General features: G+C 63.4%; 20 protein-coding genes. 10 read left to right on the plus strand and 10 right to left on the minus strand.

Annotation, left to right across the window (positions count from 1 at the left end):
* Positions 1 to 109: 109 nt before the first annotated feature.
* Positions 110 to 967 carry a helix-turn-helix domain-containing protein gene (locus ACQ4WO_RS20435; RefSeq protein WP_436483017.1) on the minus strand — a complete coding sequence of 286 codons (858 nt, stop codon included), beginning with the start codon at positions 965 to 967 and terminating at the stop codon, positions 110 to 112.
* A 125-nt stretch (positions 968 to 1,092) separates the two neighbouring features.
* Here ACQ4WO_RS20435 and ACQ4WO_RS20440 point away from each other — a divergent pair, with 125 nt between their 5' ends.
* From ACQ4WO_RS20440 to bamE, 5 genes are read left to right on the plus strand one after another with little or no spacing between them, the layout of a single operon-like run.
* A complete protein-coding gene (locus ACQ4WO_RS20440) occupies positions 1,093 to 2,529 on the plus strand; it encodes a cytochrome P450 (RefSeq protein WP_436483018.1) in 1,437 nt (478 codons plus the stop codon).
* Positions 2,530 to 2,564: 35 nt separating this feature from the next.
* Positions 2,565 to 3,026, plus strand: coding sequence for a GNAT family N-acetyltransferase (locus ACQ4WO_RS20445; RefSeq protein ID WP_128141189.1), 462 nt, complete (start codon positions 2,565 to 2,567; stop codon positions 3,024 to 3,026).
* Positions 3,023 to 3,382, plus strand: coding sequence for a nucleotide pyrophosphohydrolase (locus ACQ4WO_RS20450; protein WP_436483019.1), 360 nt, complete (start codon positions 3,023 to 3,025; stop codon positions 3,380 to 3,382). Before ACQ4WO_RS20445 ends, ACQ4WO_RS20450 begins: the two co-directional genes overlap by 4 nt.
* Positions 3,383 to 3,442: 60 nt before the next feature.
* Entirely contained in the window at positions 3,443 to 4,231 is a 789-nt protein-coding gene (locus ACQ4WO_RS20455; RefSeq protein WP_436483021.1) for a hypothetical protein, read from the plus strand.
* A complete protein-coding gene (bamE, locus tag ACQ4WO_RS20460) occupies positions 4,228 to 4,536 on the plus strand; it encodes an outer membrane protein assembly factor BamE domain-containing protein (RefSeq protein WP_436483022.1) in 309 nt (102 codons plus the stop codon). Before ACQ4WO_RS20455 ends, bamE begins: the two co-directional genes overlap by 4 nt.
* A gap of 33 nt (positions 4,537 to 4,569) precedes the next feature.
* On the opposite strand, the gene ACQ4WO_RS20465 is transcribed toward bamE, so the two are convergent.
* The 3 genes from ACQ4WO_RS20465 to ACQ4WO_RS20475 all read right to left on the minus strand — a co-directional run bounded on the left by ACQ4WO_RS20465 (position 4,570) and on the right by ACQ4WO_RS20475 (position 9,906).
* The gene (locus ACQ4WO_RS20465) at positions 4,570 to 6,225 is read right to left on the minus strand and encodes a methyl-accepting chemotaxis protein (RefSeq protein WP_436483023.1); all 1,656 of its coding nucleotides are present in this window, start codon (positions 6,223 to 6,225) and stop codon (positions 4,570 to 4,572) included.
* Between the two features lie 436 nt (positions 6,226 to 6,661).
* Positions 6,662 to 8,824, minus strand: a complete 2,163-nt coding sequence (locus ACQ4WO_RS20470; protein WP_436483024.1) for a DEAD/DEAH box helicase — start codon at positions 8,822 to 8,824, stop codon at positions 6,662 to 6,664.
* Between the two features lie 200 nt (positions 8,825 to 9,024).
* On the minus strand, positions 9,025 to 9,906 hold the full coding sequence (locus tag ACQ4WO_RS20475; protein ID WP_436483025.1) for an alpha/beta fold hydrolase: 882 nt from the start codon (positions 9,904 to 9,906) through the stop codon (positions 9,025 to 9,027).
* Between the two features lie 135 nt (positions 9,907 to 10,041).
* Between ACQ4WO_RS20475 and ACQ4WO_RS20480 the strand changes: the two genes are divergently transcribed.
* Positions 10,042 to 11,658, plus strand: coding sequence for a M28 family peptidase (locus tag ACQ4WO_RS20480; RefSeq protein ID WP_436483026.1), 1,617 nt, complete (start codon positions 10,042 to 10,044; stop codon positions 11,656 to 11,658).
* Positions 11,659 to 11,950: 292 nt separating this feature from the next.
* Here the strand turns inward: ACQ4WO_RS20480 and ACQ4WO_RS20485 are convergent, their stop codons facing one another.
* The 3 genes from ACQ4WO_RS20485 to ACQ4WO_RS20495 form a co-directional block, all read right to left on the minus strand.
* On the minus strand, positions 11,951 to 12,367 hold the full coding sequence (locus ACQ4WO_RS20485; RefSeq protein ID WP_436483027.1) for an SRPBCC family protein: 417 nt from the start codon (positions 12,365 to 12,367) through the stop codon (positions 11,951 to 11,953).
* Between the two features lie 140 nt (positions 12,368 to 12,507).
* Positions 12,508 to 13,206, minus strand: a complete 699-nt coding sequence (locus ACQ4WO_RS20490; RefSeq protein WP_436483028.1) for a dienelactone hydrolase family protein — start codon at positions 13,204 to 13,206, stop codon at positions 12,508 to 12,510.
* Positions 13,207 to 13,294: 88 nt separating this feature from the next.
* Positions 13,295 to 16,228, minus strand: a complete 2,934-nt coding sequence (locus ACQ4WO_RS20495) for a DUF6701 domain-containing protein (RefSeq protein ID WP_436483030.1) — start codon at positions 16,226 to 16,228, stop codon at positions 13,295 to 13,297.
* A 115-nt stretch (positions 16,229 to 16,343) separates the two neighbouring features.
* Here ACQ4WO_RS20495 and ACQ4WO_RS20500 point away from each other — a divergent pair, with 115 nt between their 5' ends.
* Positions 16,344 to 17,348, plus strand: coding sequence for a GlxA family transcriptional regulator (locus ACQ4WO_RS20500; RefSeq protein WP_072457106.1), 1,005 nt, complete (start codon positions 16,344 to 16,346; stop codon positions 17,346 to 17,348).
* 4 nt (positions 17,349 to 17,352) lie between these two features.
* Here ACQ4WO_RS20500 and ACQ4WO_RS20505 read toward each other — a convergent pair whose 3' ends face one another.
* Positions 17,353 to 17,586, minus strand: a complete 234-nt coding sequence (locus ACQ4WO_RS20505; RefSeq protein WP_152252186.1) for a hypothetical protein — start codon at positions 17,584 to 17,586, stop codon at positions 17,353 to 17,355.
* Positions 17,587 to 17,702: 116 nt separating this feature from the next.
* Positions 17,703 to 18,809 carry an S-(hydroxymethyl)glutathione dehydrogenase/class III alcohol dehydrogenase gene (locus ACQ4WO_RS20510; protein WP_034753481.1) on the minus strand — a complete coding sequence of 369 codons (1,107 nt, stop codon included), beginning with the start codon at positions 18,807 to 18,809 and terminating at the stop codon, positions 17,703 to 17,705.
* A gap of 275 nt (positions 18,810 to 19,084) precedes the next feature.
* On the opposite strand from ACQ4WO_RS20510, the gene ACQ4WO_RS20515 reads away from it, so the two are divergent.
* The 3 genes from ACQ4WO_RS20515 to ACQ4WO_RS20525 all read left to right on the plus strand — a co-directional run bounded on the left by ACQ4WO_RS20515 (position 19,085) and on the right by ACQ4WO_RS20525 (position 21,376).
* Entirely contained in the window at positions 19,085 to 20,536 is a 1,452-nt protein-coding gene (locus ACQ4WO_RS20515; RefSeq protein ID WP_436483031.1) for a PQQ-dependent sugar dehydrogenase, read from the plus strand.
* Positions 20,537 to 20,679: 143 nt separating this feature from the next.
* Entirely contained in the window at positions 20,680 to 21,123 is a 444-nt protein-coding gene (locus tag ACQ4WO_RS20520) for a thioesterase family protein (protein WP_034753479.1), read from the plus strand.
* Between the two features lie 94 nt (positions 21,124 to 21,217).
* Positions 21,218 to 21,376, plus strand: a complete 159-nt coding sequence (locus ACQ4WO_RS20525) for a hypothetical protein (RefSeq protein ID WP_436483032.1) — start codon at positions 21,218 to 21,220, stop codon at positions 21,374 to 21,376.
* A 73-nt stretch (positions 21,377 to 21,449) separates the two neighbouring features.
* On the opposite strand, the gene ACQ4WO_RS20530 is transcribed toward ACQ4WO_RS20525, so the two are convergent.
* A complete protein-coding gene (locus tag ACQ4WO_RS20530; protein WP_436483033.1) occupies positions 21,450 to 21,953 on the minus strand; it encodes a DUF3016 domain-containing protein in 504 nt (167 codons plus the stop codon).
* Positions 21,954 to 21,956 lie beyond the last annotated feature (3 nt).

Here is a 21,956-nt window from a genome sequence, read left to right on the forward strand (position 1 = left end):
GGCCCCACCTAATCCGACGCCCATATTCGGTAGGCATCACCACTCGCCACCACGGGTAGGTCGGATTAGCGGCGGTACGCCGCGTAATCCGACATCACCACCGGCCGGATTACGCCCATATCCTATAGATCCAATAACTTTCATCTTCGCGGCTGGCGCGTGCCAGTTCGGTGGGGCTCAGGCCGGTGATGGCGCGCACTTCGCGGCACAGGTGGGCCTGGTCGGCGTAGCCGCCCTCGGCGGCGATATCGGTCCATGAAGCATTGCCTTGCAGCATGGCCTCGCGTGCGTCGAGAAAAGACTGTTCCGCGCGGCGCATGCGGCGCAGGGCGCGCATGGGCTGGCCGGCCCAGGCCTTGATGCGGCGCTCGATGTTGCGCGCGCCACTGGCCAGGCCCGTCGAGGCCGCCTGTACGCCCAGGCGGCGCACCCAGTCCTGGATGGCGCCGGCCGGATGGTCGCCGCTCTTGCGCGCCAGCGCCCAGCGCGGCGCCAGGAATGCTTCCACCAGCGCGATGCGCGCTGCATCGTCGGGCGCGGCCAGCACGGCGTCGGACAAGGCCAGCCAGTCGGCGTCGAACAGCGGTTCCAGCGGGCGCACCTGGTCGAACAGGGCCGCCATATCGATGCCCGTCAGCGCATGCAGGGCGGCCGGATACAGCATCACCATGAACGAGTGCACGGGGCCGGGGTTGTAGCTGATCAGCGGATAGCCGCGCGGCCCGCTGAACAGGGCGGGCGGCATGCGCACGTGCAGCAGGTCGGGGCCGGGCGCGGCCGCCTCGACGTCGCCCGCGACCGTCCACAGCAGGCAGCACATGGGCGTGGCGGGAAAGCGGTTCAGGCGCTGCGCGGGCGGCAGCGGCGCGCAATGCGTGGTGTCGCGCACGAGGAAGGCGCGCACGCAGGAAGCGAGCGCGGTGCGCGGCGCGATCAAGCGGGTCAGAGGCGTGGGGGCGGCAGGCATGGCGACGATTGTACCGGCATTTTTCGGCGCCGCGCGCGTATGCGTTCATGTCGTATTCGTTCAAGACGCGCGCCCGCAAGCGAGCTAGAGTCTAGCCATCGTTCCCACGACAACAGGAGCTTTCCATGCAGCCACTCGACCACGCCGCCGCACCCGCCACCACTCTGCGCCAGATCCGCCAGTTGCCGGGGCCATTCGCCTTGCCCATCATCGGCAACGCCATGCAAGTGCGGCTGCCGCGCATCCACCGCGACGTGGAAGGCTGGGTACGCCGCTATGGGCCTTTCATGCGTGCCTGGTTCGGCCGCACTCTGGTGCTGGTGGTGGCCGACAGCGAGGCTGTTGCCGCCGTGCTGCGCGACCGCCCCGATGGTTTCCGCCGCCCCCTCAGCAGCTACATCGTCTCGGAGGAAATGGGTGGTAATCCCGGCGTCTTCCTGGCCGAAGGCAGCGAGTGGCGCAACCAGCGCCGCATGGTGATGGCCGGCATGGCGCCAGGCGCCATCAAGGCGTATTTTCCCGCGCTGGTGACGGTGGCGCGGCGTCTGCAGCGGCGCTGGCATCTGGCCGCCACGCAAGGCCAGGCCATTGCCCTTGATGGCGACCTGAAGCGCTACACGGTCGACATCATCGCCGGCCTGGCCTTCGGCACGGAAGTCAACACGCTCGAATCGGGCGAGGACGTGATCCAGCGCCACCTGGACGCCATCCTGCCAGCCGTGGCGCGGCGCAGCCTGTCGATGCTGCCGTACTGGCGCTACGTCAAGCTGCCCGTCGACCGGCGCCTGGACCGCGACGTGGCGGCGCTGGACGTGGCCGTGGCGCAACTGGTGCGGCAGGCGCGCGAACGCATGGAACAAGACCCCGCGCGGCGCGTGCGCCCGCCCAACCTGCTCGAAGCCATGATCGCCGCCGCAGACGAACCCGGCAGCGGCGTGAACGACCGCGCCGTGGCCGGCAATGTGCTGACCATGCTGCTGGCCGGCGAAGACACGACGGCCAACACGATTTCCTGGATCATCTACCTGTTGCAGCGCCATCCGCACAGCCTGGCCAAGGCGCGCGAGGAAGTGCGGCGCCTGGCGCCCGACGTGGCACAGTTCACCGTGGCGCAAATGGATAGCCTCGACTACCTGGGCGCCTGCGCCAGCGAAGCCATGCGCTTGAAACCGGTGGCGCCCTACATTCCGCTCGAAGCGCTGCGCGACACGGTGGTGGGCGACGTGGCCGTGCCCGCCGGCAGCATGCTGTGGTGCGTGATGCGCCACGACAGCGTGTCCGATACGCACTTTCCCGACGCACAAGCGTTCCAGCCCGAACGCTGGCTGGCCGAAAGCGGCGAGGCGAACAACAAGCGCGCCGCCATGCCTTTCGGTGCCGGCTTGCGCACGTGCCCGGGCCGCTACCTGGCCTTGCTGGAAATCAAGATCGCCATGGCCATGCTGCTGGGCAGCTTCGACATCGCCGGCGTCGACACGCCCGATGGCGGCGAGGCGCAGGAACTGATGGGTTTCGTGATGTCGCCCATCGGCCTGACGATGCGCCTGGCGCGGCCGCAGTGATACCATGGGGGAAGTCCCATACATTCGACCTTCCCATGACCATCCGCCTGGAATCGCCGCAGCAAGCCGACGTGCAAACCCTGATCGCCGAGCTTGACGCCTATCAACAGACCCTGTATCCGGCCGAGTGCGTCTACTCGCTGGACCTGGCGTCCGTGCCGCCTGATACCCTGCTGTTTGCCGTCGCCCGCGATGCGGCAGGCGCGGCGCGGGCCTGCGGCGCCATCGTCGTCACGCCCGATTTCGGCGAGGTCAAGCGCATGTACGTGCACCCTGACAGCCGCGGCCTGGGCCTGGCCAAGCGCCTGCTGGCCCTGCTGGAAGAGCAGGCGCTGGCGCGCGGCTGCCGCTTGCTGACCTTGGAGACGGGCATCCACCAGCCCGAAGCCATCGCCCTGTACGCGCGCCACGGCTACCAGCGGCGCGGGCCGTACGGCGACTATCCTGACGATCCATTCAGTGTTTTCATGGAAAAACCGCTGCAGGTGGCCGCATGAACGCGCCTGCCGACAGCCTGTTTGACATCCGTGCGCGCCTGCGCGCCTTTGCCGACGAGCGCGACTGGGACCAGTTCCATACGCCGAAAAACCTGGCCATGGCCCTGTCCGTCGAAGTGGCGGAACTGGCCGAGCACTACCAGTGGCTGTCCACGGGCGCGGACGCCGAGCTGGACGAGGTCAAGCGCACGGGCATCCGCCACGAACTGGCCGACGTACTGATGTATCTGGTGCGCCTGGCCGACAAGAGCGGCGTCGACCTATACGCGGCCGTGCTGGAAAAAATGGAACTCAATGCGCAGAAATACCCGGCGCAGCAAGTGCGCGGCGACGCGCGCAAATATAGCGAGTACTGAGCGAATACCGAGACAGCCACCCGTGCGTGGCTGCCGCGCAAAAAAGCGTAGCATCCAGCCATGCGCATCCCTATTCCCCTGCTGCTTGCCTGCCTGCTCCCTGGCCCGGTTGCCCTGGCGCAAACCGCGCCCGTGCCGCAGGTGAAAGTGGACGCCACGCGCGATCCCGTCGATAAGTCGTACCGCAAGATGCTGCAGGGCGTGGACCGCTTCGAGCGCGACCGTGCGCTGGCGCCGCAAGCGAGCCTGCGCTTTCGCCTGCTGCCGCGCCAGCCCGGCGTGGACATGACGGGCGTGCAGCTGCGCATCGCCGGCGACACCGTCAGCATCCCGTTACCCTTGGCAGAGGACAACAGCTTTGCCCCCGTGCGCCATGCGCAAGCGGTGCGCGAAGACGCCGTGCTGATCGCCAACCGCAAGGCCACCACCATGAGCTGGCGCGCGCAAGTCATCACGCCCGGCTTGCCGCCCGGCACGCGGCGCCTGGGCGACCTGCGCCTGGAATGCCGCGCCGGCATGGATTCCGGGCTGATCTCGAACGACCCGCAAATCATCGCCTGGCTGTCCAGCATGCTCTACAGCACGGACAAGGTGTGTTCCGAGCCGGACGGTAATTACCTGTTCTTCACGGACCGTCCCCTGTTCGGCGTGACCCTCGTGCATGGCGAGCGCCGCCTGGCATTGCCGTTCAGGATGCTGTACGCGGGCGGCGAGCAGACGCCCGCCTCGCTACCCTATTGCGATTGCCAGGTCTTGCTTGACCGCACGTATTACGCGCCCTTGTGGGATGCCAGCTGGCCCGACGACACCCTGCTGGAATTTACTTACATGGACGAGGTGGCGCCATGAAATGGCTGGGTGTCTTCGCGTTGGTACTGCTGGCCGCCTGCTCCGGCACGCGCGCCTTGCAGGCAAGCAAGAACGTGCCTTACGCTACCTTGGAACAGACGGTGCAACCAGGCAGCAGCACGCGCGAACAGGTGCGCGCGGCGCTGGGAGAAAGCACGTCCATCCGTTTCGACAGCGGCAATGAAGTATGGATGTACACCTACCCGGCCGCCTCGGGCGCACAGGGGGAATACGTGATTCTGTTTGGCGGGGATGGGGTGGTGCGGAAGGTGCGTAGCGGAGAGGTGTACCGGATACCGAAGTAAATCCCGCCAGAGGTGCGCTGGCGGGAAATTGTCTTAGCGTGCCTTCAGCAAGGCCCGCGACGCCACGCCCGCGCCCACGCTGCGTCCCACGCCAGCCGTCTTGCGCTTGGGCGAGGCCTTCAATTTGAAGATGCCGATCGACTGGGCCACGCTGTCGGTGCGTTGCGCCAGGCTGGTGGCGGCGGCCGCCGCCTGCTCCACCAGCGCCGCATTCTGCTGCGTGATGCCATCCATGTGGATGACGGCCTGGTTGACTTGCCCGATGCCCTGGTTCTGCTCGCGCGTGGTCGAGGAAATCTCGTCCATCACTTCCGTCACGCGGGCTACCGAGGCGATCACCTCCGTCATGGTGGCGCCCGCATTGCTGGTCAGCACGCTGCCCGCGTTCACGGTGGCGATCGAATGGTCGATCAGGTTTTTCACTTCTTTCGCCGCTGTTGCCGAGCGCTGCGCCAGGCTGCGCACTTCGCCGGCGACGACGGCGAAACCGCGGCCGTGTTCGCCCGCGCGGGCCGCTTCCACGGCCGCGTTCAAGGCGAGGATGTTCGTCTGGAAGGCGATGCCGTCGATGAGGCCAATGATGTCGAGAATCTTGCGCGACGAGGTGCTGATCTCGTCCATCGTGGTCACCACTTCGCTGACGATGGTGCCGCCCTTGGCCGCGACGGTCGACGCCTGCGCCGCCAGGTCGTTGGCCGTGGCCACGTGGTCGGCACTGTTTTGCACGGTCGACGTCAGTTCTTCCATGCTGGCCGCCGTCTGCTCGAGGCTGGACGCCTGCGATTCCGTGCGGCTGGACAAATCCATATTGCCGGTGGCGATCTCGGCCGTGGTGACGCGGATATCCTCGAAGTTGGCGCGCACGTCGCCGATGATGCTGTGCAGGTTGATATTCGTCTGGCGCAAGGCCGCCATCAATTGGCCCATGTCGTCGTCACGCACCTTGTCGATGACGCCCGTCAAGTCGCCGCCAGCCATCTTGCGCGCCACCGTGATGGCCTCGCCCAGCGGTGCGACGAGGGAATTGTGCAGGTGGGCCCAGAAATACAGCATCAGCGCCACGGCCGCGGCGGCAGCGCCGCTGAGCCAGCTGCGCGTGGCCGTGCTCGTGTCGCCATCGATATTCCACACGGCGCAGCCGAGAATGGCCAGCACCACGCCGAAGACGATGCAATGCAGGGCCAGGTCTTGCGACAGGGTCAGCTTGCGCCACTCGGCCAGCTTGGCAGCCCAGCCCTGGCGCACGACGCGGCCATTGCGGATCGCCAGCTTGGCGCTATTGCCGTCTTTGAAACTTTTATACAGGGCTGCCGCTTCGTTGATCTGCTCGCGCGTGGGCTTGGTGCGCACGGACATATAGCCGATCGGGCGGCCGTTTTCGATGACGGGCGTGATATTGGCGAAGACCCAGTAGAAATCGCCATTCTTGCAGCGGTTCTTGACCATGCCGGTCCATGGCATGCCCGTCTTGATGGTGTCCCACAGGTCGGCAAACGCTTCGGCCGGCATATCGGGATGACGCAGGATATTCTGTGGCGCACCCAGCAGTTCCATTTCTGAAAAACCGCTGACTTCAATGAAATACTGATTGGCGTAATTGATGTTCCCCTGTAAATCCGTTGTGGAAACAATCGTCATGCCTTCATTTAATACGTATTCATTTTGCGTGATAGGCGTATTGACCCGCATCGTCGCTCCTCTATTTTTCTCAACTAGCATAACAAAATCATAAAAACAATATACCACATCAAGCACCCATGATATATCGCCCCGGCGACAGCGACACTGGTCAAATAATTTAATAAAAGCTAATTCATTTATGTTTTAGAATTTACTTTGATTCAACTTGATTGGTTTTATTGAATGTAAAATTCAAATTGCGCGCAGAGAGAATAATTAATAAAAAATTATTTGTTGGCGCGACAGGTAATAAATACGGCGTATGCGTCGATAAAAAGGCACAAGAGAACTAGCACAATGGTCGGAGCATGGCGACGTCTGCTGCCAACCATAACGCGGCAACAATATTCATTTCTTGAGGGAAAATAAAAACTGGCGCGAATGCGCCAGTGGGGGATGTGTCTCCAATCCGCGACACAGGCGCCGAAGCGCCCGTGGGGATGGCTTACTTGTAGGTCTTACGGGGAGGCGACTTCGGACGCGGTGGCGCCGGTTTGCGCTCCGTCGTGCCGTCATCGAGGCTGATGCGCAGCTTCTGGCCCGAAACGACGACCGATTTCAGGTGGTCGAGGATTTCCGGCGGCATGCCTTCCGGCAAGTCCAGCACGCTGAAGTTGTCAAAGATATCGATACGGCCGATATGCTTGGCTTCCAGGTTCGCTTCGTTGGCGATGGCGCCGACGATGTTGCTTGGCGTCACGGCGTGCTCGCGGCCCACTTCGATGCGGTAGGCCGTCACGCCTGGGCGTGGACGTTCCTTCTTCGGCGCGCGCGGCGCAGGGGCTGCATCGCCCGCATCCGCAGGCGCATCCTTGAACGCTGGCGCCGACTTGGCGGCGAACGGTTTGCGCGGCGCGGCTGGCGGTGCCAGGTCCGGCGCGTCGCCGTCGCGGCTGATGCGCAACTGCTGGCCCGCGACCCACACGGTTTTCAGCTGGTCCAGCAATTCTTTCGGCATGCTGTCCGGCAAGTCCAGGACGCTGTAGTCGTCATAGATTTCGATGCGGCCGATGTTTTTCGAATCGATGCCCGCTTCGTTGGCGATGGCGCCCACGATATTGCCTGGTTTCACGCCATGCTGATGACCAACTTCAATGCGGAAGGTCTGCATGCCGGCGTCGGCTGGACGTTGAATGCGTTCCTTTTTCGGGAAGGCCGGACGTTCGCTGCGCTCGTTGCGGTCGAAGCGGTCATTACGTTCGAAACGGTCATTGCGCTCAGGGCGGTCAAAACGGTCCTGGCGCACTGGACGGTCGTCTTGCCACGTGGCTTGCTCGCGCGCCTTGTTCTTGTCCAGCAACAAAGGCACATTGCCACGCGCCATCTTCGCCAAGGCGGCGGCGATTTCGATGGCGGGAATGTTTTGCTCTCGCTCGAAATCCTCGATCAGCGACTGGAACTGTTCCAGTTCGCCCAGGGCCAGGGTTTCGCTGATCTGTTCCTTGAACTTGGCGATACGCACGTCGTTGACGGCCTGGATCGTTGGCAGTTCCAGCATGCCGATCGGCTGGCGGGTCGAGCGTTCGATGGCTTTCAACAAGTTCTTTTCACGCGGGGTGATGAACAAAATCGCTTCGCCGCTGCGGCCGGCGCGGCCCGTGCGGCCGATGCGGTGGGTATAGCTTTCCGGATCGTGCGGCACGTCGTAGTTGACGACGTGGCTGATGCGCTCGACGTCCAGGCCGCGGGCGGCCACGTCGGTTGCCACGAGGATGTCGATCTTGCCGTCTTTCAACTGCTGGATCGTGCGCTCGCGCTGGGCTTGCTGGATGTCGCCATTGATGGCGGCAGCCGAGAAGCCACGGGCTTGCAGCTTGCCGGCCAGCTCTTCCGTGCCCAGCTTGGTGCGGGCGAAGATGATCATGCCGTCAAACGCTTCCGCTTCCAGGATGCGGGTCAGCGCGTCGAGCTTGTGCATGCCCGACACCAGCCAGTAGCGCTGGCGGATGTTGTCAGCCGTGCCCGTCTTGGCGGCAACCGTCACTTCGGCCGGGTTCACCAGGTAGGTCGTGGCGATGCGCTTGATGACGGAAGGCATGGTGGCCGAGAAAAGGGCCGTTTGATGGCCTTCCGGCGTTTCTTGCAAGATGCGTTCGACGTCGTCGATAAAGCCCATGCGCAGCATTTCATCGGCTTCGTCGAGCACCAGGGTTTTCAGCTTGGACAGGTCGAGCGAACCCTTGTCCAGGTGATCGATGACGCGGCCGGGCGTGCCGACGACGACGTGCACGCCGCGACGCAAAGCCGACAGCTGCGGGCCGTAGCTTTGGCCGCCATAGATCGGCAGCACGTGGAAGCCGGGAATGTGAGCGGCGTACACCTGGAATGCTTCGGCGACCTGGATGGCCAGTTCGCGCGTCGGTGCCAGGACCAGGGCTTGGGGTGAGCTTTGTTTCAGATCGATGCGCGACAGGATCGGCAAGGCGAAGGCGGCGGTTTTACCCGTGCCCGTTTGCGCCTGGCCCAGCACGTCGCGGTTCGCGAGCAATAATGGAATCGTGGCCGCCTGGATAGGCGACGGTGTTTCGTAACCGACATCCTTGAGCGCGCGAATCAGCGGCTCGCTCAGGTTAAGGTCGGAAAATAAGGAAATTGGTGTATCAGACATGAAATCACTCACAAGTTCGCTCGAATCGCCCAATGCGAAAGAGTGTATCCGCTAGTTTACTCTTTACTGGACCTTACCGGGTGGAACGGGGCGGCAGAACGCCATTTTTTGCAGTCTAAAACGCAGAAAAATCGGCGATCCGCACGCAATTGGTGCAAAAACCAAGCAATATTATGTGTTTTGCAATGAATATGCCGGTTTTACAAGTGTGCCTCGATATTGCTTGCCGCATCGACCGAGTGGCGCAAAAATTCCAGCAAGTCCTCGTTCAGCCTGTCCTTGTGCGTCGTCGCCAGGCCGTGCGGCGCGCCCGCATACACGAGCAGCTTGCTGCCGATGATGAGTTCGGCAGTGCGCCGCGCCGAGGCGGCGATCGGCACGATCTGGTCGTCGTCGCCATGGATCACCAGGGTCGGCACGTCGAACTTGGCCAGGTCAGCCGTAAAATCCGTCTCGGAAAATTGCTTGATGCACAGGTAGGATGCCGGCATGCCCGCCTGCATGCCTTGCCGCCAGAAACCGTCGCGCACGCCCTGCGAGGGTTTCGCATCGGACCGGTTGTAGCCATAGAAGGCTTCGCTCAAATCCTGGAAAAACTGGCTGCGGTCGGCCTGCACGCCGGCGCGGATGGCGTCAAATGTGGACAGGGGCAAGCCCAGCGGGTTTTCCGCAGTTTGCAGCATCAGCGGCGGCACGGCGCCCACCAGCACGGCGCCGGCCAGGCGCTCGGTGCCATGGCGGCCGATGTAGCGCGCCACTTCGCCGCCGCCCGTCGAGTGGCCGACGAGGGTGGCGCCCGTCAAATCCAGCGCGTCGATCAGGGCGGCCAGATCGTCAGCATAGGTATCCATGTCGTTGCCATCGAACGGCTGGCTCGAGCGGCCATGGCCGCGCCGGTCATGCGCGATGACGCGGTAGCCGCGCGAGGCCAGATAAAACATCTGATCTTCCCACGCGTCGGACGACAATGGCCAGCCATGGCTGAAGACGACGGGCGGGCCGCTGCCCCAGTCCTTGTAGTGGATCAATGTGCCGTCGGCGGTACGCAGGGTATTGCTCGATTGCAAGTTCGTGGCAGTCATGGAACGCTCCTTGTCGGTGGACGAGCAGCCATTGTGGCCGCAATCGGCCCGCGCGCGCCGCGCGCTACGCCAGGGCATTGCGGTAGAGTAAGATTGTCGCTGCTTTGCTTTCCCGTATTCACTTTTGGAGTCGTCATGCGCTTTCCCCTCGTCCTCGCCGCCAGCCTGTTCAGCACGGCCGCCCTCGCCCAACCGCTCGTGGCCGAAGCGCCCCTGCGCGCCCACCTGTCCTTCCTGGCCGACGATTTACTGGAAGGACGCGGCACGGGCCAGCGCGGCGGCGACCTGGCCGTGCGCTACTTGGAAACGCAGGCGGCCGTAGCCGGCCTGCAACCGTTGAAGGATGGCAGCTACCGCCAGGCGCTGACCATCGTCGGCAGCAAGGCCTTGCCATCGAGCAAGGTGTCCTTTAGCGCGGGCGGCAAGACCTTGTCTCCCGCCTTCGGCAAGGACATCGTCTTTGGCGCGGCAAATGGCCAGCAAAAAGTGGCGTTCGATGCGCCCGTCGTGTTCGCCGGCTACGGCATCCGCGCGCCAGAAGAAAACTGGGACGATTTCAAGGGCGTCGACCTGAAGGGCAAGCTCGTCATCATGATGGTCAACGACCCGCAAGCGACGGCTGCCGAACCGCAGCGCTTCGCCGGCAAGTCGCTGACCTACTATGGCCGCTGGGTCTACAAGTACGAGGAAGCGCTGCGCCAGGGTGCCGCCGGTGTGCTGCTGATCCACACGACCGCGTCGGCTTCGTATCCGTGGTCGGTACCGGCCAACGGTTTCGGCCATGAACGCTTCAACCTGGCCGGTGCGGGCAATGCGATGGAAGGCTGGCTGCAGGAAGACATGGCGCGCACGCTGTTCCAGGCCGGCGGACAGGACCTGGACGCCTTGCGCGCGCAGGCGGAAACGCGCGAGTTCCGCCCCGTGGCCCTGAACGCCACGGTCAAGGTGGCGCTCGACAGCCAGGTGCGCAGCATCGAGCAATTCAATGTGGCCGGCATCGTGCCGGGCACGGACCCGAAACTCAAGGACGAGGCCGTCATTTACTCGGCCCACTGGGACCACCTGGGCAAGGATGACGAAGGCAGCCAGCGCGCTGGCCAGAGCGACCACATCTACAACGGCGCCATCGACAACGCCTCGGGCGCGGCCGCCTTGCTGGCCATGGCGCAAGTGGCCGTGAAACAGCCGGCGCGCCGCACGCAGATCTTCCTGTGGCCGGCCGGCGAAGAAACGGGCATGCTGGGCAGCACGGCCTACACGCGCGCGCCCCTGTGGCCGCTGGCCAAGACGGCCGCCGACCTGAACCTCGACAGCATGAATTTTGTCGGCAAGACGCACGACATCGGCGTGGCCGGCGCCGAACGCAGCAGCCTGTACGCGAGCGCCGCCAAGGTCGCCAAGCGCATGGGCCTGCGCCTGGCGCCGACCATCCCCGACCTGTCCGGCGCGTTTTACCGGGCCGACCATTTTGCCTTCGCCAAGGCTGGCGTACCCGCCTTCAACGTGGGTTCGGCCGTGTTTTCCGGCGACGGCTCGTTCGACTTCGTCCAGGAGCCGACAGCGTCGGGCGAGCGTCTGGTGGCCTTTAAAAAGGACTATCACCAGGTGACGGACGAGTACAACCCGTCATGGGATTTGTCGGGAATGGTGCAGCAGGCGCAATTCACCCTGAACCTCGGCTATGAAGTGGCGAATAACAAGAATTTGCCTGTGTGGAACAAGGGCGAGGCGTCTGGAAAGGTCAAGCGCTAGGTATCATGAAAAACACCGGCCTGTGCCGGTGTTTTTACAAGAGTGCTAACCACAATGCCGTAGGTCGGATTAGCGGCACAGCCGCGTAATCCGACACCGCCGCCTTGGCAACAATATTGTCGGATTACGCGAGGCGAGGCCTCGCTAATCCGACCTGCGCGGCGATGAATTGGCGGATCACAGGGATTTGCCAACATGGACATGGGGTTGAGTCCCGTAGGTCGGATTAGCGGCGCAGCCGCGTAATCCGACAACATTGTTAGCGCCGGTGGGAATGCCGGATTGCGCGGTTTCAGATTGCCATGATGCGTTTTAAATCAACGAATGCCGTTTCATACAGATGCTGGAACGCGCCGATCATGACCTCTTCCACGCCTTCGGCCGCGTCGAACTCGCTCGACCATTGCGCCACGCATTCATTCGCGCCTGGCTCGCCCGTGACGCGCAACGTGGAACGGTAGTTCTTGACGGGGATCGGGCCCGAGACGATGGTGTAGCTGTAGCTCTTGTCCGCTTCGCTGTAGCTTTGCAGCCGTTCGGCGATGATGGCGCCGTCCGTGGTTTTCAGGCGGCGTACGCGGCCGCCGTGTTCGGACAGGCTGGTCTTGATCGAACTCGACCATTCAGCCAGCGACTGGAAGCCGCCGATAAAATCCCACACTCGTTCGGCGCTTGCCGCCAATGTTACAGAAACAATTACTTGGGCCATCTTTAATTCGGTTCCTCATCCAGGTTTGCCGGGCGCCGCGCCCGGCCGGCCGGAGTTGCCCGGCACAGCCGCTATTTTAGCGCCCATGCCGCTTTGCTGCTGAGCAAACTATGGCAACTGGCCAGCCTGGGATGGCTGTCTTACAGGTTTTCCGCCAGGAAAATCAACGAATTGCCATGCGCCTGGGCGGCGGCGCGCTGCTGGTAGCTGTCGCGGTGGGTGCAGTTGAAACCGTGCTCGGCGCCCGGGTAGATATGGATTTCCACGTCTTGCCGGTCTTCGAAGCGCTCGGCGATCTTTTGCACGGCTTCCGGCGGGATATGGCTGTCCTGGCCGCCGAAATGCATGAGCAGCGGCACCTTGATCTGGTCGGCCAGGTCCAGCTTGTTCTGGATGCCGCCGCCGTAATAGGCGATGGCCACATCGACGAGACCGGCCGCGGCCGCCTGATACGACAGCCGGCCGCCGAAGCAGTAGCCGACCGAGGCCAGCTTGCCCGTCACTTCCGGGCGCGCGCGCAGGACGGCGATGGTGGCGGCGATATCGGCGTCGGCCTGCGGATTGTCGGTGGCCTGCATCAGCTCGACGGCGCGCTTCCAGCCGTCCGCGTCATAACCCAGTTCGATGTGCGCGCCGGCGCGCCAGAACAGGTCGGGTACCAGCACCACGTAGCCATCGGCCGCATACTGGTCGGCCACGGCGCGGATGTGCTCGTTGACGCCGAAAATTTCCTGCAACAGGATGATGGCGGGGCCCTTGCCCACGTGCGGCACGGCCAGGTAAGCCTGGAAGCTGCCGTCCGGGCCGGCGATATCGATCCACTGCGAAGTTGTGCTCATAGAAAACTCCAGTCTGAGGTTGGGAGGAATGCCACAGCCAGCCATGTTACTGGTTTTTCGCGCTGTCTGCGCCTGCCCTTGGTACAGGCTAATACATCTCGCGCAGGTAAATCACGGGGCCCGATTTGAAGACGCCAAAGACGACGGTGCCGATGGTGCTGGCCAGGTAGGGATGGCTGCCCACGGAAACGTCCACGCTGCCGGCCTTGCCGGCACCGGGCGCCAGCAATGTCAGGAAATTGGTTTGCGGCAATACGCCTTGGACGACGGTGTATGTCCGGTCATCAACGGCCAGCTTGGCGCAGTCCAGCGTTTTCTTGCAATTGGCCAGCACCACATCCGGCTTCTTGATCGCACTGATGCTGTCGAGCAGATTCGTGACCCACTTCGTCCCATTCCAGTACTGGACTTGCACGGCCAGCCTGACTGGCAGCAATTCGGAGCCATAGCCGTGGGGCACCATCCATTGCCCCGACAGCACGGTCATCCGTGCCTCGTTCTGTATCAATGGCGAGATTGAGCTGACGACGGCACCGCCGGGATAGGTGCTGCTGGCGCGCAAGCGCACGTCGGTAGGTGCCACCTTCAGCGGCACGCCGGCCTTGCCCGGAAAACGGTAGGCGACCATGGGCAGGGCAACGCCGAGGGTAAATTTCGCGGGCGCCACGCCGGTGACGGTGGTTTGCGCCTTGCTGCCGTCGGTAAGCCGGCTGCTGCTATCGGGGGTACTCGGCGGAAAGGAAATCGTGCCCGTGGCCGCATCGAGACCTTCGAGCAGCACGGGCGCCAGGACGCTCGGGACACGGTCGTCATAGTTTTTGGTCGGCATCCCGCCCAAGGCGCGCGCCGTCACGCGCACGCCTATCGCTTGCCCCGAATACGCGTAGCGGCCTGTCGCCCCATCGTTGGCGCAGGTGAGCGGCGACGCGCACGGCGTGGCGATGCCGGCGGGAGCGCCGGTCTTCACCAGTTCCGTAATGAAGTGGTGCGGAATGAACTGCACCTCCCCGCTCACGCCCGATGCCTTGGGCAAGGCCGGCACAGCAAGGTTGGCATCCAGGTAGCCGTTGGGGTTGGCCAAATTGAAGGCGATGGTGATGGTTCCCACTTCCGGCCAGTTCATGTCGCTGCTGACAACGCGGCCATTCGTAAAGACCACGCCACCCTGCATGGCCGGCTTGGCTGGTGTGTCCGGCGCGGCGATCTCACTGGTCGTCGGCCTGACCAGGCTGGCCAGTGTCGGCAGCGCCGTCTCCGCCGGATTTTCATTGCCGAAGTTCGGCGTCACGGCGCCCGCGCTATTGAGCGCGCGCATGCTGACCGCCACTGCCGCGCCTGCGCGCTGGGGGCTGGTCATGACGGGGACGCTGAACGCGGCGGGCACGACGGTAACATTACCGATGCCCGTCATGCTCAAGCCGGCGTCGCCGGTTGTGGCCGACCCCGTATAGGTGGCCTTCAAATTCAGTTGCCCCACGTCCGCATACGACATGACGGCGGTGGCGACGCCCTGGTCGTTGAACGCCAGGTTGACGTTCGCGCCCGCCGTACTGCAGGCGCTGGTGCTGTTCGATGCCAGTGGCACGAACGCCCCAGTTCCCTGCACGAAAACAGGCAGGGTGCCGCTGGCGGGATTGCCATAGCTGCAAGCGAGATTCAGGGTCTTGCTGGTATTTTTGAACAGGGGCACGCAAGCTTGCGAGGTCGAACTGGGAGGCGCCTGCACGGCGCTGATGCCGAACGCCTTCTGCGTGCCAGAAACATGATTGACGGGAATAACCGTCAAGCCTGTCGCCGCAAAGCTCATGTCGCAGCTGCTGCTGTTGTCCGAAGCACGCTTGCATACGAGCGCGCCCGTGGTGCCGGGCACGCTCGTCAGGCTCAGGGTGGCCGTGCCGACCGTGTACTGGCGCACGCTGGCCGTTGCCACGCCGGTGTTGCCTATCTGCGTCGCCGTGCCGCCAGGACTGACAGTGACATTCACGCCGTTCGTGTACCTGGCGCCGCAGGCGGCATCCGCGCATGCCGTCACCGTCACAGTCTGTGGCGCGCACGTCAGGGCATTGCCCGCATGCTCGATCTGGAAATGGTGAGGCCCCGCCTGCGTGCCCGGCCCGCATTTCGGCCCCATCGGTTCATTGAAGGCCCAGCCGCTGTTGTTCGTCACGCAGCTGCACGGATTGGACGGTGTATAGGTTTTGCAGGTGATGGTTTGCTGCACCCGGCCCTGCCAGCCCAGGGTGATGTGATCGACCTTGGCGTTGCCCGTGATATAGGCGTTGGACGAGTCGAGCGTTACCTCGCCAGCGTCCACATTGCCCTTGATGCCATTGCCGGAGGCGATCGACAAGGAATTGCTTGCCTCCACGTCGCCGGTGACGAGCAGGCCGGACGCTTTCAGGTCGATCGTCGGCGATTTCAGGTTGCCCGTCACCTGGCTGCCGGAGCCGATGGTCAGCGAAGTGGTCGCCGTGATATCGCCCTGGATGCGGGTACTGGCGGCCAGGATATTGACGATGGTGCCGCTGATCGGCCCGTTGATGACCGAACCCGAGGCGATTTCCACCGGGCCCTTGGCGCTGATCTTGCCCGTCACCGTGACATTGTTCGAGCCCATCTTGATGCTGGTGGCGAAGATATTCGCCGTAATCGTCTGTTCCTGCGCGCCCAGGAAGAAAGTGCCGCCCTCGGCCGTCAAGCTCCCTCCCGTCACCTTCAGGTTCGGCGGATTGATATCCTTGATATCGAGATTGCCCTTGACCGTCAGCGCGGCGTTGCCGCTCATCGTCAAGCCCTGGTTATAGCTCATCGACAAGGAACTGTTGACCGTCACGCCATACGCGCTGCCGATGACGATGACGTCGGTAGAACCGAGCGCCAGCGACGAGCATGTGTATTGCAAGCCATCCTGGCTCAGGCTACAGCCGCTGACGGCGCCACCATTGAAGTTAAGCGTGGCCGCGTGGGCAAGGGATGAGCCCAACAGCAAAGTCAGGGCGGCAAAAATGTGGAGTAAGCGCACGATATTCAGGAATCCGATGGGTGGGGAGCCAGCGGGCGCGCCGATTATTTCATGCTAACCTACGCCATCGCTGTTGTTGCATTATGGCAGTATTTATCCCCCTCGCGCATATCGCATGATCAAGCAAAGCCCCAAAGAATTCCCCCTGCGCACCGTCGATATCATCGTCTACCCCGGCTTCAAGGCGCTCGAAGCCATCGGCGCCATGAAGGTGTTTGACTACGCCAACACCCATCTGCGCCTGCGCAAGCTGCCCGGCGGCTACGACGTGCGCATCGCCTCGACGGCCATCGGCCCGGTCGAATCGGACACCCTGATGTCGCTGCACGCCAGCAAGGCGCTCGACGCCAGCCGCTTGCCCGACCTGGCCGTCATCGTCGGCTGCCATCACGTCGAGCAAGTCTTGCAGGACATCCCCGCCCTCGCCGCCTGGGTGGCCGAAGCGGCGCCCCGCATCGATACCCTGGCGGCCCTGTGCACGGGCTGCTTCTTCCTGGCCGAAGCGGGCGTGCTCGACGGCAAGAGCGCGGCCACGCACTGGAGCGCCGTGGACAGCCTGCGCCAGCGCTATCCATTGATACAGGTCAATGCCGATGCGATTTTCGTGCGGGAAGGGAAATTCTGGACGTCGGCAGGCGTGACGGCCGGCATCGACCTGGCGCTGGCCCTGGTGGAAGACGATTTCAGCCGCGATATCGCGCTGGAAGTGGCGCGCGACCTGGTCGTGTATTTGAAGCGGCCCGGCGGCCAGTCGCAGTTTTCCGTGCACCTGTCGAGCCAGATGACGACGCATCCGACCATCCGCCAGTTGCAGGGTTGGATCATGGAACATCTTGCCGAAGAGCTCACCGTGCCGCTGCTGGCGGCCAGGCTGGCCATGAGCGAGCGCAATTTTACGCGCGTGTTTCAGCGCGAAACGGGCACCAGCCCCACGGAATTCATCGACACGGCCCGCTTCGAAGTGGCGCGCCGTTTACTGGAAGACAATGTGTCTTCCTTAAAACAGGTGGCCGTGCAGGCGGGCTTGCATAGCGAGGACAGGCTGCGCCGCCTGTTCCAAAAGAAACTCGCCATCACGCCGCGCGACTACCGCGAGCGCTTTTCCAGCACGGCGCGCTAGGAGGTCAGCGCGGCTTGCCGTGACGCACATGGCGCGTGGCCAGCTGGCGGCTCTGCCGGGCCAGCGGCGTAAACAGTAGTGCGCACAGCAAATACGTGGCCAGCAGCGCCAGCCAGATGGCGGGCGTGGCCAAGATGGCGGCATTGCTCCACCACAAGGCCAGCAGAGAAGACAGGGCCGCGCCAAGGAAGACGGGCAGCATGCGGCGCAAGGTCGCGAGATAGGCAGTGGCAAACATGGACGGCTCCCAAAGCAAGGCGGATGTCTTCACACTAGCAGGGGCAGACGGCGAAGTACAGCGTGCCGTCCTGCCCCGTCCGTCATGTGTTGCGCAATGAGTACAGTCAGATAAAATTAATACAACACGACGGAACGGATCGATTCGCCGCTCTTCATCAGGTCGAAGCCCTCATTGATGCGTTCGAGCGGCAAGCGGTGCGTGATCAGGTCATCAATGTTGAGCTTGCCTTCCATATACCAGTCGACGATCTTCGGCACGTCCGTGCGTCCCCGCGCGCCACCGAAGGCCGAACCGCGCCATTCGCGCCCCGTCACCAGCTGGAATGGACGGGTCGAAATTTCCTGGCCCGCCGCCGCGACACCGATGATGAAGGACTTGCCCCAGCCCTTGTGCGTGCATTCGAGCGCCTGGCGCATCAGGGTCGTGTTGCCCACGCATTCGAAACTGTAGTCGGCGCCGCCGTCCGTCAGTTGCACGATGGCGTCGACGACGTTTTCCACTTCGTTCGGGTTGATAAAATGCGTCATGCCGAACTTGCGCGCGATGGCCTGGCGCGCCGGGTTGATGTCAATACCGATGATCTTGTCAGCGCCGACCATTTTCGCCGCCTGGATCACGTTCAGGCCGATGCCGCCCAGGCCGAACACGGCCACGTTGGCGCCCGCCTCCACCTTGGCCGAGAACAGGACGGCGCCCACGCCCGTCGTCACGCCGCAGCCGATGTAGCACACCTTGTCGAATGGCGCGTCGGAACGGATTTTTGCCAGGGCGATTTCCGGCACGACGATGTAGTTCGAGAACGTGGACGTGCCCATGTAGTGGAACAGCGGCTGGCCATTGAGCGAGAAGCGGCTGGTGGCGTCCGGCATCAGGCCGCGGCCTTGCGTGGAACGGATGGCCTGGCACAGATTCGTCTTTTGCGACAGGCAGAACTTGCACTGGCGGCATTCCGGCGTGTACAGGGGAATGACGTGATCGTCCTTTTTCAGGGTCGTCACGCCAGGGCCCACGTCGACGACGACGCCGGCGCCTTCATGGCCGAGGATGGCGGGGAATATGCCTTCCGGATCGGCGCCGGACAGGGTGTAGTAATCGGTATGGCAAATGCCCGTGGCTTTCAGCTCGACCAGCACTTCGCCGGCGCGCGGGCCGGCCAGGTCGACTTCTTCGATGGTCAGCGGGGCGCCCGCCTTCCAGGCAATCGCGGCTTTGGTTTTCATGTGTGTCATTCCTGCTCGGTTTCAGATGCGCCATTATCGGGCGCCGGTGGGCGCGGTGGCACAGCGGCCCCCGCGCTTGTCTGAAAACGCGGCGCATTTGTCCGATGGCGCCGCACGGTGCAGCAGCGCACGGAAGCGCGGCGCGCGCGGGGCGTATGCTGGCGCCAGTGCGATGTCTGTTTGCGCCAGCTCAACCTACCCATTGCAAAGACGCGCATTCTTGGCACAGGCTACCCGATTGAGCCACCGTTGCGCCGTTCCCGCAGGAGACTGACATGCGCGATTTCCTTCCCCGCTTTCCCCGGCCCTGGCTGGCCCTGCTGCTGGCATGCTGCCTGGTCCTGCTAGCCGCCTGTGGCGGCGGTGGCGACGACGACCCCGCGCCCGGCCCCACCACAGGCGGCCTGGCGGTCAGCATCGGCGGCTTGCCGGCCGGCGTGGCGGGCGCCGTCACGGTCACGGGACCTGCGTCCTACAGCAAAACATTGACGGCAAGCACCACCTTGACGGACTTGGCCCCCGGCGCCTATACGCTCAACGCCGCCGGCGTGGCGCAAGGCACGGGGACCTTGACGCCCACGCCCGTCACGCAGCAGGTACAAGTCAATGCGGGGGCGACGGCCAGCGCCAGCATCCAGTATGCGGCGGCCACGCCGCTGGCCTTGGGACTGCAGGAGGTGGCCAGCGGCTTGAGCATGCCCATCTTCCTCACGGCGCCGCCCGGCGACAGCCGTTTGTTCATCCTCGAACGGGCCGGCCGCATCCGCGTGGTACAAAATGGCAATCTGCTGACCACGCCCTACCTCGACATCAGCGCCCTGACCACCACCAGCGGCGAGCGGGGTTTGCTGTCGATGGCCTTCCATCCGCAGTACGCCAGCAATGGCTATTTCTTCCTGTATTACACCAACCTGGCAGGCGATATCGTCATCGAGCGCCGGCAGGTCTGGGCCGGCAACGCCAACGTGGCCGATCCCCTGTCCGCGCTGACCATCCTGACAATTCCCCACCCCACGTTCAGCAACCACTATGGCGGCCTGCTCAGCTTTGGGCCGGACGGCTATCTGTATGCGGGCACGGGCGATGGCGGCGGCGCGGGCGACCCGCCACGCAACGCGCAAAACACGAATGTACTGCTGGGCAAGCTGCTGCGCCTGGACGTCAACGCCAGCAGCGCCGCCCAGCCGTACGCCATTCCGCCGGGCAACCCGTTTGCCACGGCAGGCGGGCGTCCTGAAATCTGGGCCTACGGCTTGCGCAACCCGTGGCGCTATGCCTTCGACGTGCCAGCCCAGCTGCTGTACATCGCCGACGTGGGCCAGGCCAACCTGGAAGAAGTCGACGTGCGCCCCGTGGGTCAGGCGGGCAACAACTATGGCTGGAACACCATGGAAGGCACGCAGTGCTACAACAGCACCAGCTGCAACCAGGCGGGGCTGGTCTTGCCCGCCATCACGTACAACAACGATACGGCCAACGGCTGCTCAATCACGGGCGGCTATGTGTACCGGGGAGCGGACCTGCCGGAACTGGCGGGGCAATACCTGTATTCGGATTACTGCAGCGCCTGGCTGAAAAGTTTCAGCTACAGCAATGGCACGGCATCGGCCGTGAAAGACTGGGGCATCACGAACGTGGGCAACATCCTGTCGTTCGGCCAGGATGCGCAAAACGAGCTGTACATGCTGAGCGGCACGGGCAAGGTGTACAAGATTGTACGTAAATAAGCGTACGCAAAAAGGTGGACCAATAAGCATGAGCAAGCAGTCATGGCGGCGCACGCCTGAGGCCGCGTTTTTCGACGGAGCGCGGGGAACCGGCTAGAATTGGCATTTCCGCCGTGCCCTGCGCACCAGCCCAAGAGAACACCATGGCCCGTTTGAAACTTGAATTTCCCGAAGACCAGTACTGCTATTCCTCGCAACTGACGGTACGCACGACGGACATCAACGCCGGCAACCATCTCGGCAACGATTCCATGATTTCCATGATTTCCGAGGCGCGCGCCCGCTTCCTGTTCGAATATGGCGTGCGCGACATCGAAGCGGACGGCACCGGCATCATCGTCACCGACCTGGCCACCACCTACCGCGCCGAAGCCCATGCGCGCGACCAACTGCTGTTCGAAGTCGGGGTCATGGATTTCAACAAGTATGGCGGCGACATCACCTTCCGCATCACGCGCCCGCGCGACAACACCCTGATCGCGATGGCCAAGTCCGGCTTTGTCTTCTTCAACTACAAGCGCAGCCAGGTCGTGCCCATGCCGGAAGAGTTCGGCAGCAAGTTCCCGCAGGTGAACTGGATCGATTGACAGCAGCTCAAGGCCGCCATGCTCCAGGAAGATAATTAATTCCGGAGCGGCATGCAATTACCGGATAAGAGCAGGACTGTGCCTCACTCTGGCCTTGTTGGGCGCCTTGCCGTGCGCCCTGGCCGCGCCGCAAACCGTCATCCTGGTGGTGCTGTGTTGCCATGACGCCGTCATGCGCACGCCGCGCACGCACTTCCCGACCGACTTTGCCGGCCTGACCATCGGCGTCAACACGGGTTCATCGAGAAGATGAATGCCGCCCTGCTCGCCATGCGGCAGAACGGCGAGCAGGCGCGCATCGAAGGATGCTTACCTCCGCTGACTCACTACTTGCGCGCGTGGCGCTTCAGTTTGACGCCAAAGGTATCGGAAAACCAGTCGTCGATCATCAGCTTTTCATAGCGCAACTTTTCATTGCTGAAGTAAGGATTGATGCGGCTCAGGTACGACATATCGGACAGGGCCGCATTGCCGCTGCTGATGACCTTGCCATCCTGTTCCAGCACATACTGCAAGCGCATGCGCGGCCAGTCGACCCGGCCATTCATGACGCGGATATCATGGCCGGCACGCAGGGAGGGATTCTCACGTCCCGCCAGATCCACATCCGTGACGTCGATTTTCAAGGTCCGCCCGGACGGCAGCGTCGTACCCAGCTTCTCAAAATGCCGGGTCAGCTCCTTCAGTACGTCTTCCCGTTCTTGCGGGTCGAACGGCACATCGGTGAATTGATCCGGTTTGCTGAAATGCACTTCGGTTCCTGCCCAAGCCGCGCTGCTGGCCAGCAAGGCCAGGCCGGCAATCAGGGCGCGCGTTATCTTCTTTTTCATGAT

Source organism: Janthinobacterium aestuarii, assembly GCF_051380835.1.
Taxonomy (GTDB): Bacteria; Pseudomonadota; Gammaproteobacteria; order Burkholderiales; family Burkholderiaceae_D; genus Janthinobacterium; species Janthinobacterium aestuarii.

What these genes read in the sequence shown, in the direction of transcription:
- ACQ4WO_RS20530 (WP_436483033.1), bottom strand. Translation starts at nt 21,953, where the DNA reads ATGAAAAAGAAGATAACGCGCGCCCTGATTGCCGGCCTGGCCTTGCTG.
- ACQ4WO_RS20520 (WP_034753479.1), top strand. Translation starts at nt 20,680, where the DNA reads ATGGCCCGTTTGAAACTTGAATTTCCCGAAGACCAGTACTGCTATTCC.
- ACQ4WO_RS20480 (WP_436483026.1), top strand. Translation starts at nt 10,042, where the DNA reads ATGCGCTTTCCCCTCGTCCTCGCCGCCAGCCTGTTCAGCACGGCCGCC.
- ACQ4WO_RS20500 (WP_072457106.1), top strand. Translation starts at nt 16,344, where the DNA reads ATGATCAAGCAAAGCCCCAAAGAATTCCCCCTGCGCACCGTCGATATC.
- ACQ4WO_RS20440 (WP_436483018.1), top strand. Translation starts at nt 1,093, where the DNA reads ATGCAGCCACTCGACCACGCCGCCGCACCCGCCACCACTCTGCGCCAG.
- ACQ4WO_RS20455 (WP_436483021.1), top strand. Translation starts at nt 3,443, where the DNA reads ATGCGCATCCCTATTCCCCTGCTGCTTGCCTGCCTGCTCCCTGGCCCG.
- ACQ4WO_RS20490 (WP_436483028.1), bottom strand. Translation starts at nt 13,206, where the DNA reads ATGAGCACAACTTCGCAGTGGATCGATATCGCCGGCCCGGACGGCAGC.
- ACQ4WO_RS20485 (WP_436483027.1), bottom strand. Translation starts at nt 12,367, where the DNA reads ATGGCCCAAGTAATTGTTTCTGTAACATTGGCGGCAAGCGCCGAACGA.
- ACQ4WO_RS20465 (WP_436483023.1), bottom strand. Translation starts at nt 6,225, where the DNA reads ATGCGGGTCAATACGCCTATCACGCAAAATGAATACGTATTAAATGAA.
- ACQ4WO_RS20450 (WP_436483019.1), top strand. Translation starts at nt 3,023, where the DNA reads ATGAACGCGCCTGCCGACAGCCTGTTTGACATCCGTGCGCGCCTGCGC.
- ACQ4WO_RS20515 (WP_436483031.1), top strand. Translation starts at nt 19,085, where the DNA reads ATGCGCGATTTCCTTCCCCGCTTTCCCCGGCCCTGGCTGGCCCTGCTG.
- ACQ4WO_RS20445 (WP_128141189.1), top strand. Translation starts at nt 2,565, where the DNA reads ATGACCATCCGCCTGGAATCGCCGCAGCAAGCCGACGTGCAAACCCTG.
- ACQ4WO_RS20435 (WP_436483017.1), bottom strand. Translation starts at nt 967, where the DNA reads ATGCCTGCCGCCCCCACGCCTCTGACCCGCTTGATCGCGCCGCGCACC.
- ACQ4WO_RS20510 (WP_034753481.1), bottom strand. Translation starts at nt 18,809, where the DNA reads ATGAAAACCAAAGCCGCGATTGCCTGGAAGGCGGGCGCCCCGCTGACC.
- ACQ4WO_RS20470 (WP_436483024.1), bottom strand. Translation starts at nt 8,824, where the DNA reads ATGTCTGATACACCAATTTCCTTATTTTCCGACCTTAACCTGAGCGAG.
- ACQ4WO_RS20505 (WP_152252186.1), bottom strand. Translation starts at nt 17,586, where the DNA reads ATGTTTGCCACTGCCTATCTCGCGACCTTGCGCCGCATGCTGCCCGTC.
- ACQ4WO_RS20475 (WP_436483025.1), bottom strand. Translation starts at nt 9,906, where the DNA reads ATGACTGCCACGAACTTGCAATCGAGCAATACCCTGCGTACCGCCGAC.
- bamE (WP_436483022.1), top strand. Translation starts at nt 4,228, where the DNA reads ATGAAATGGCTGGGTGTCTTCGCGTTGGTACTGCTGGCCGCCTGCTCC.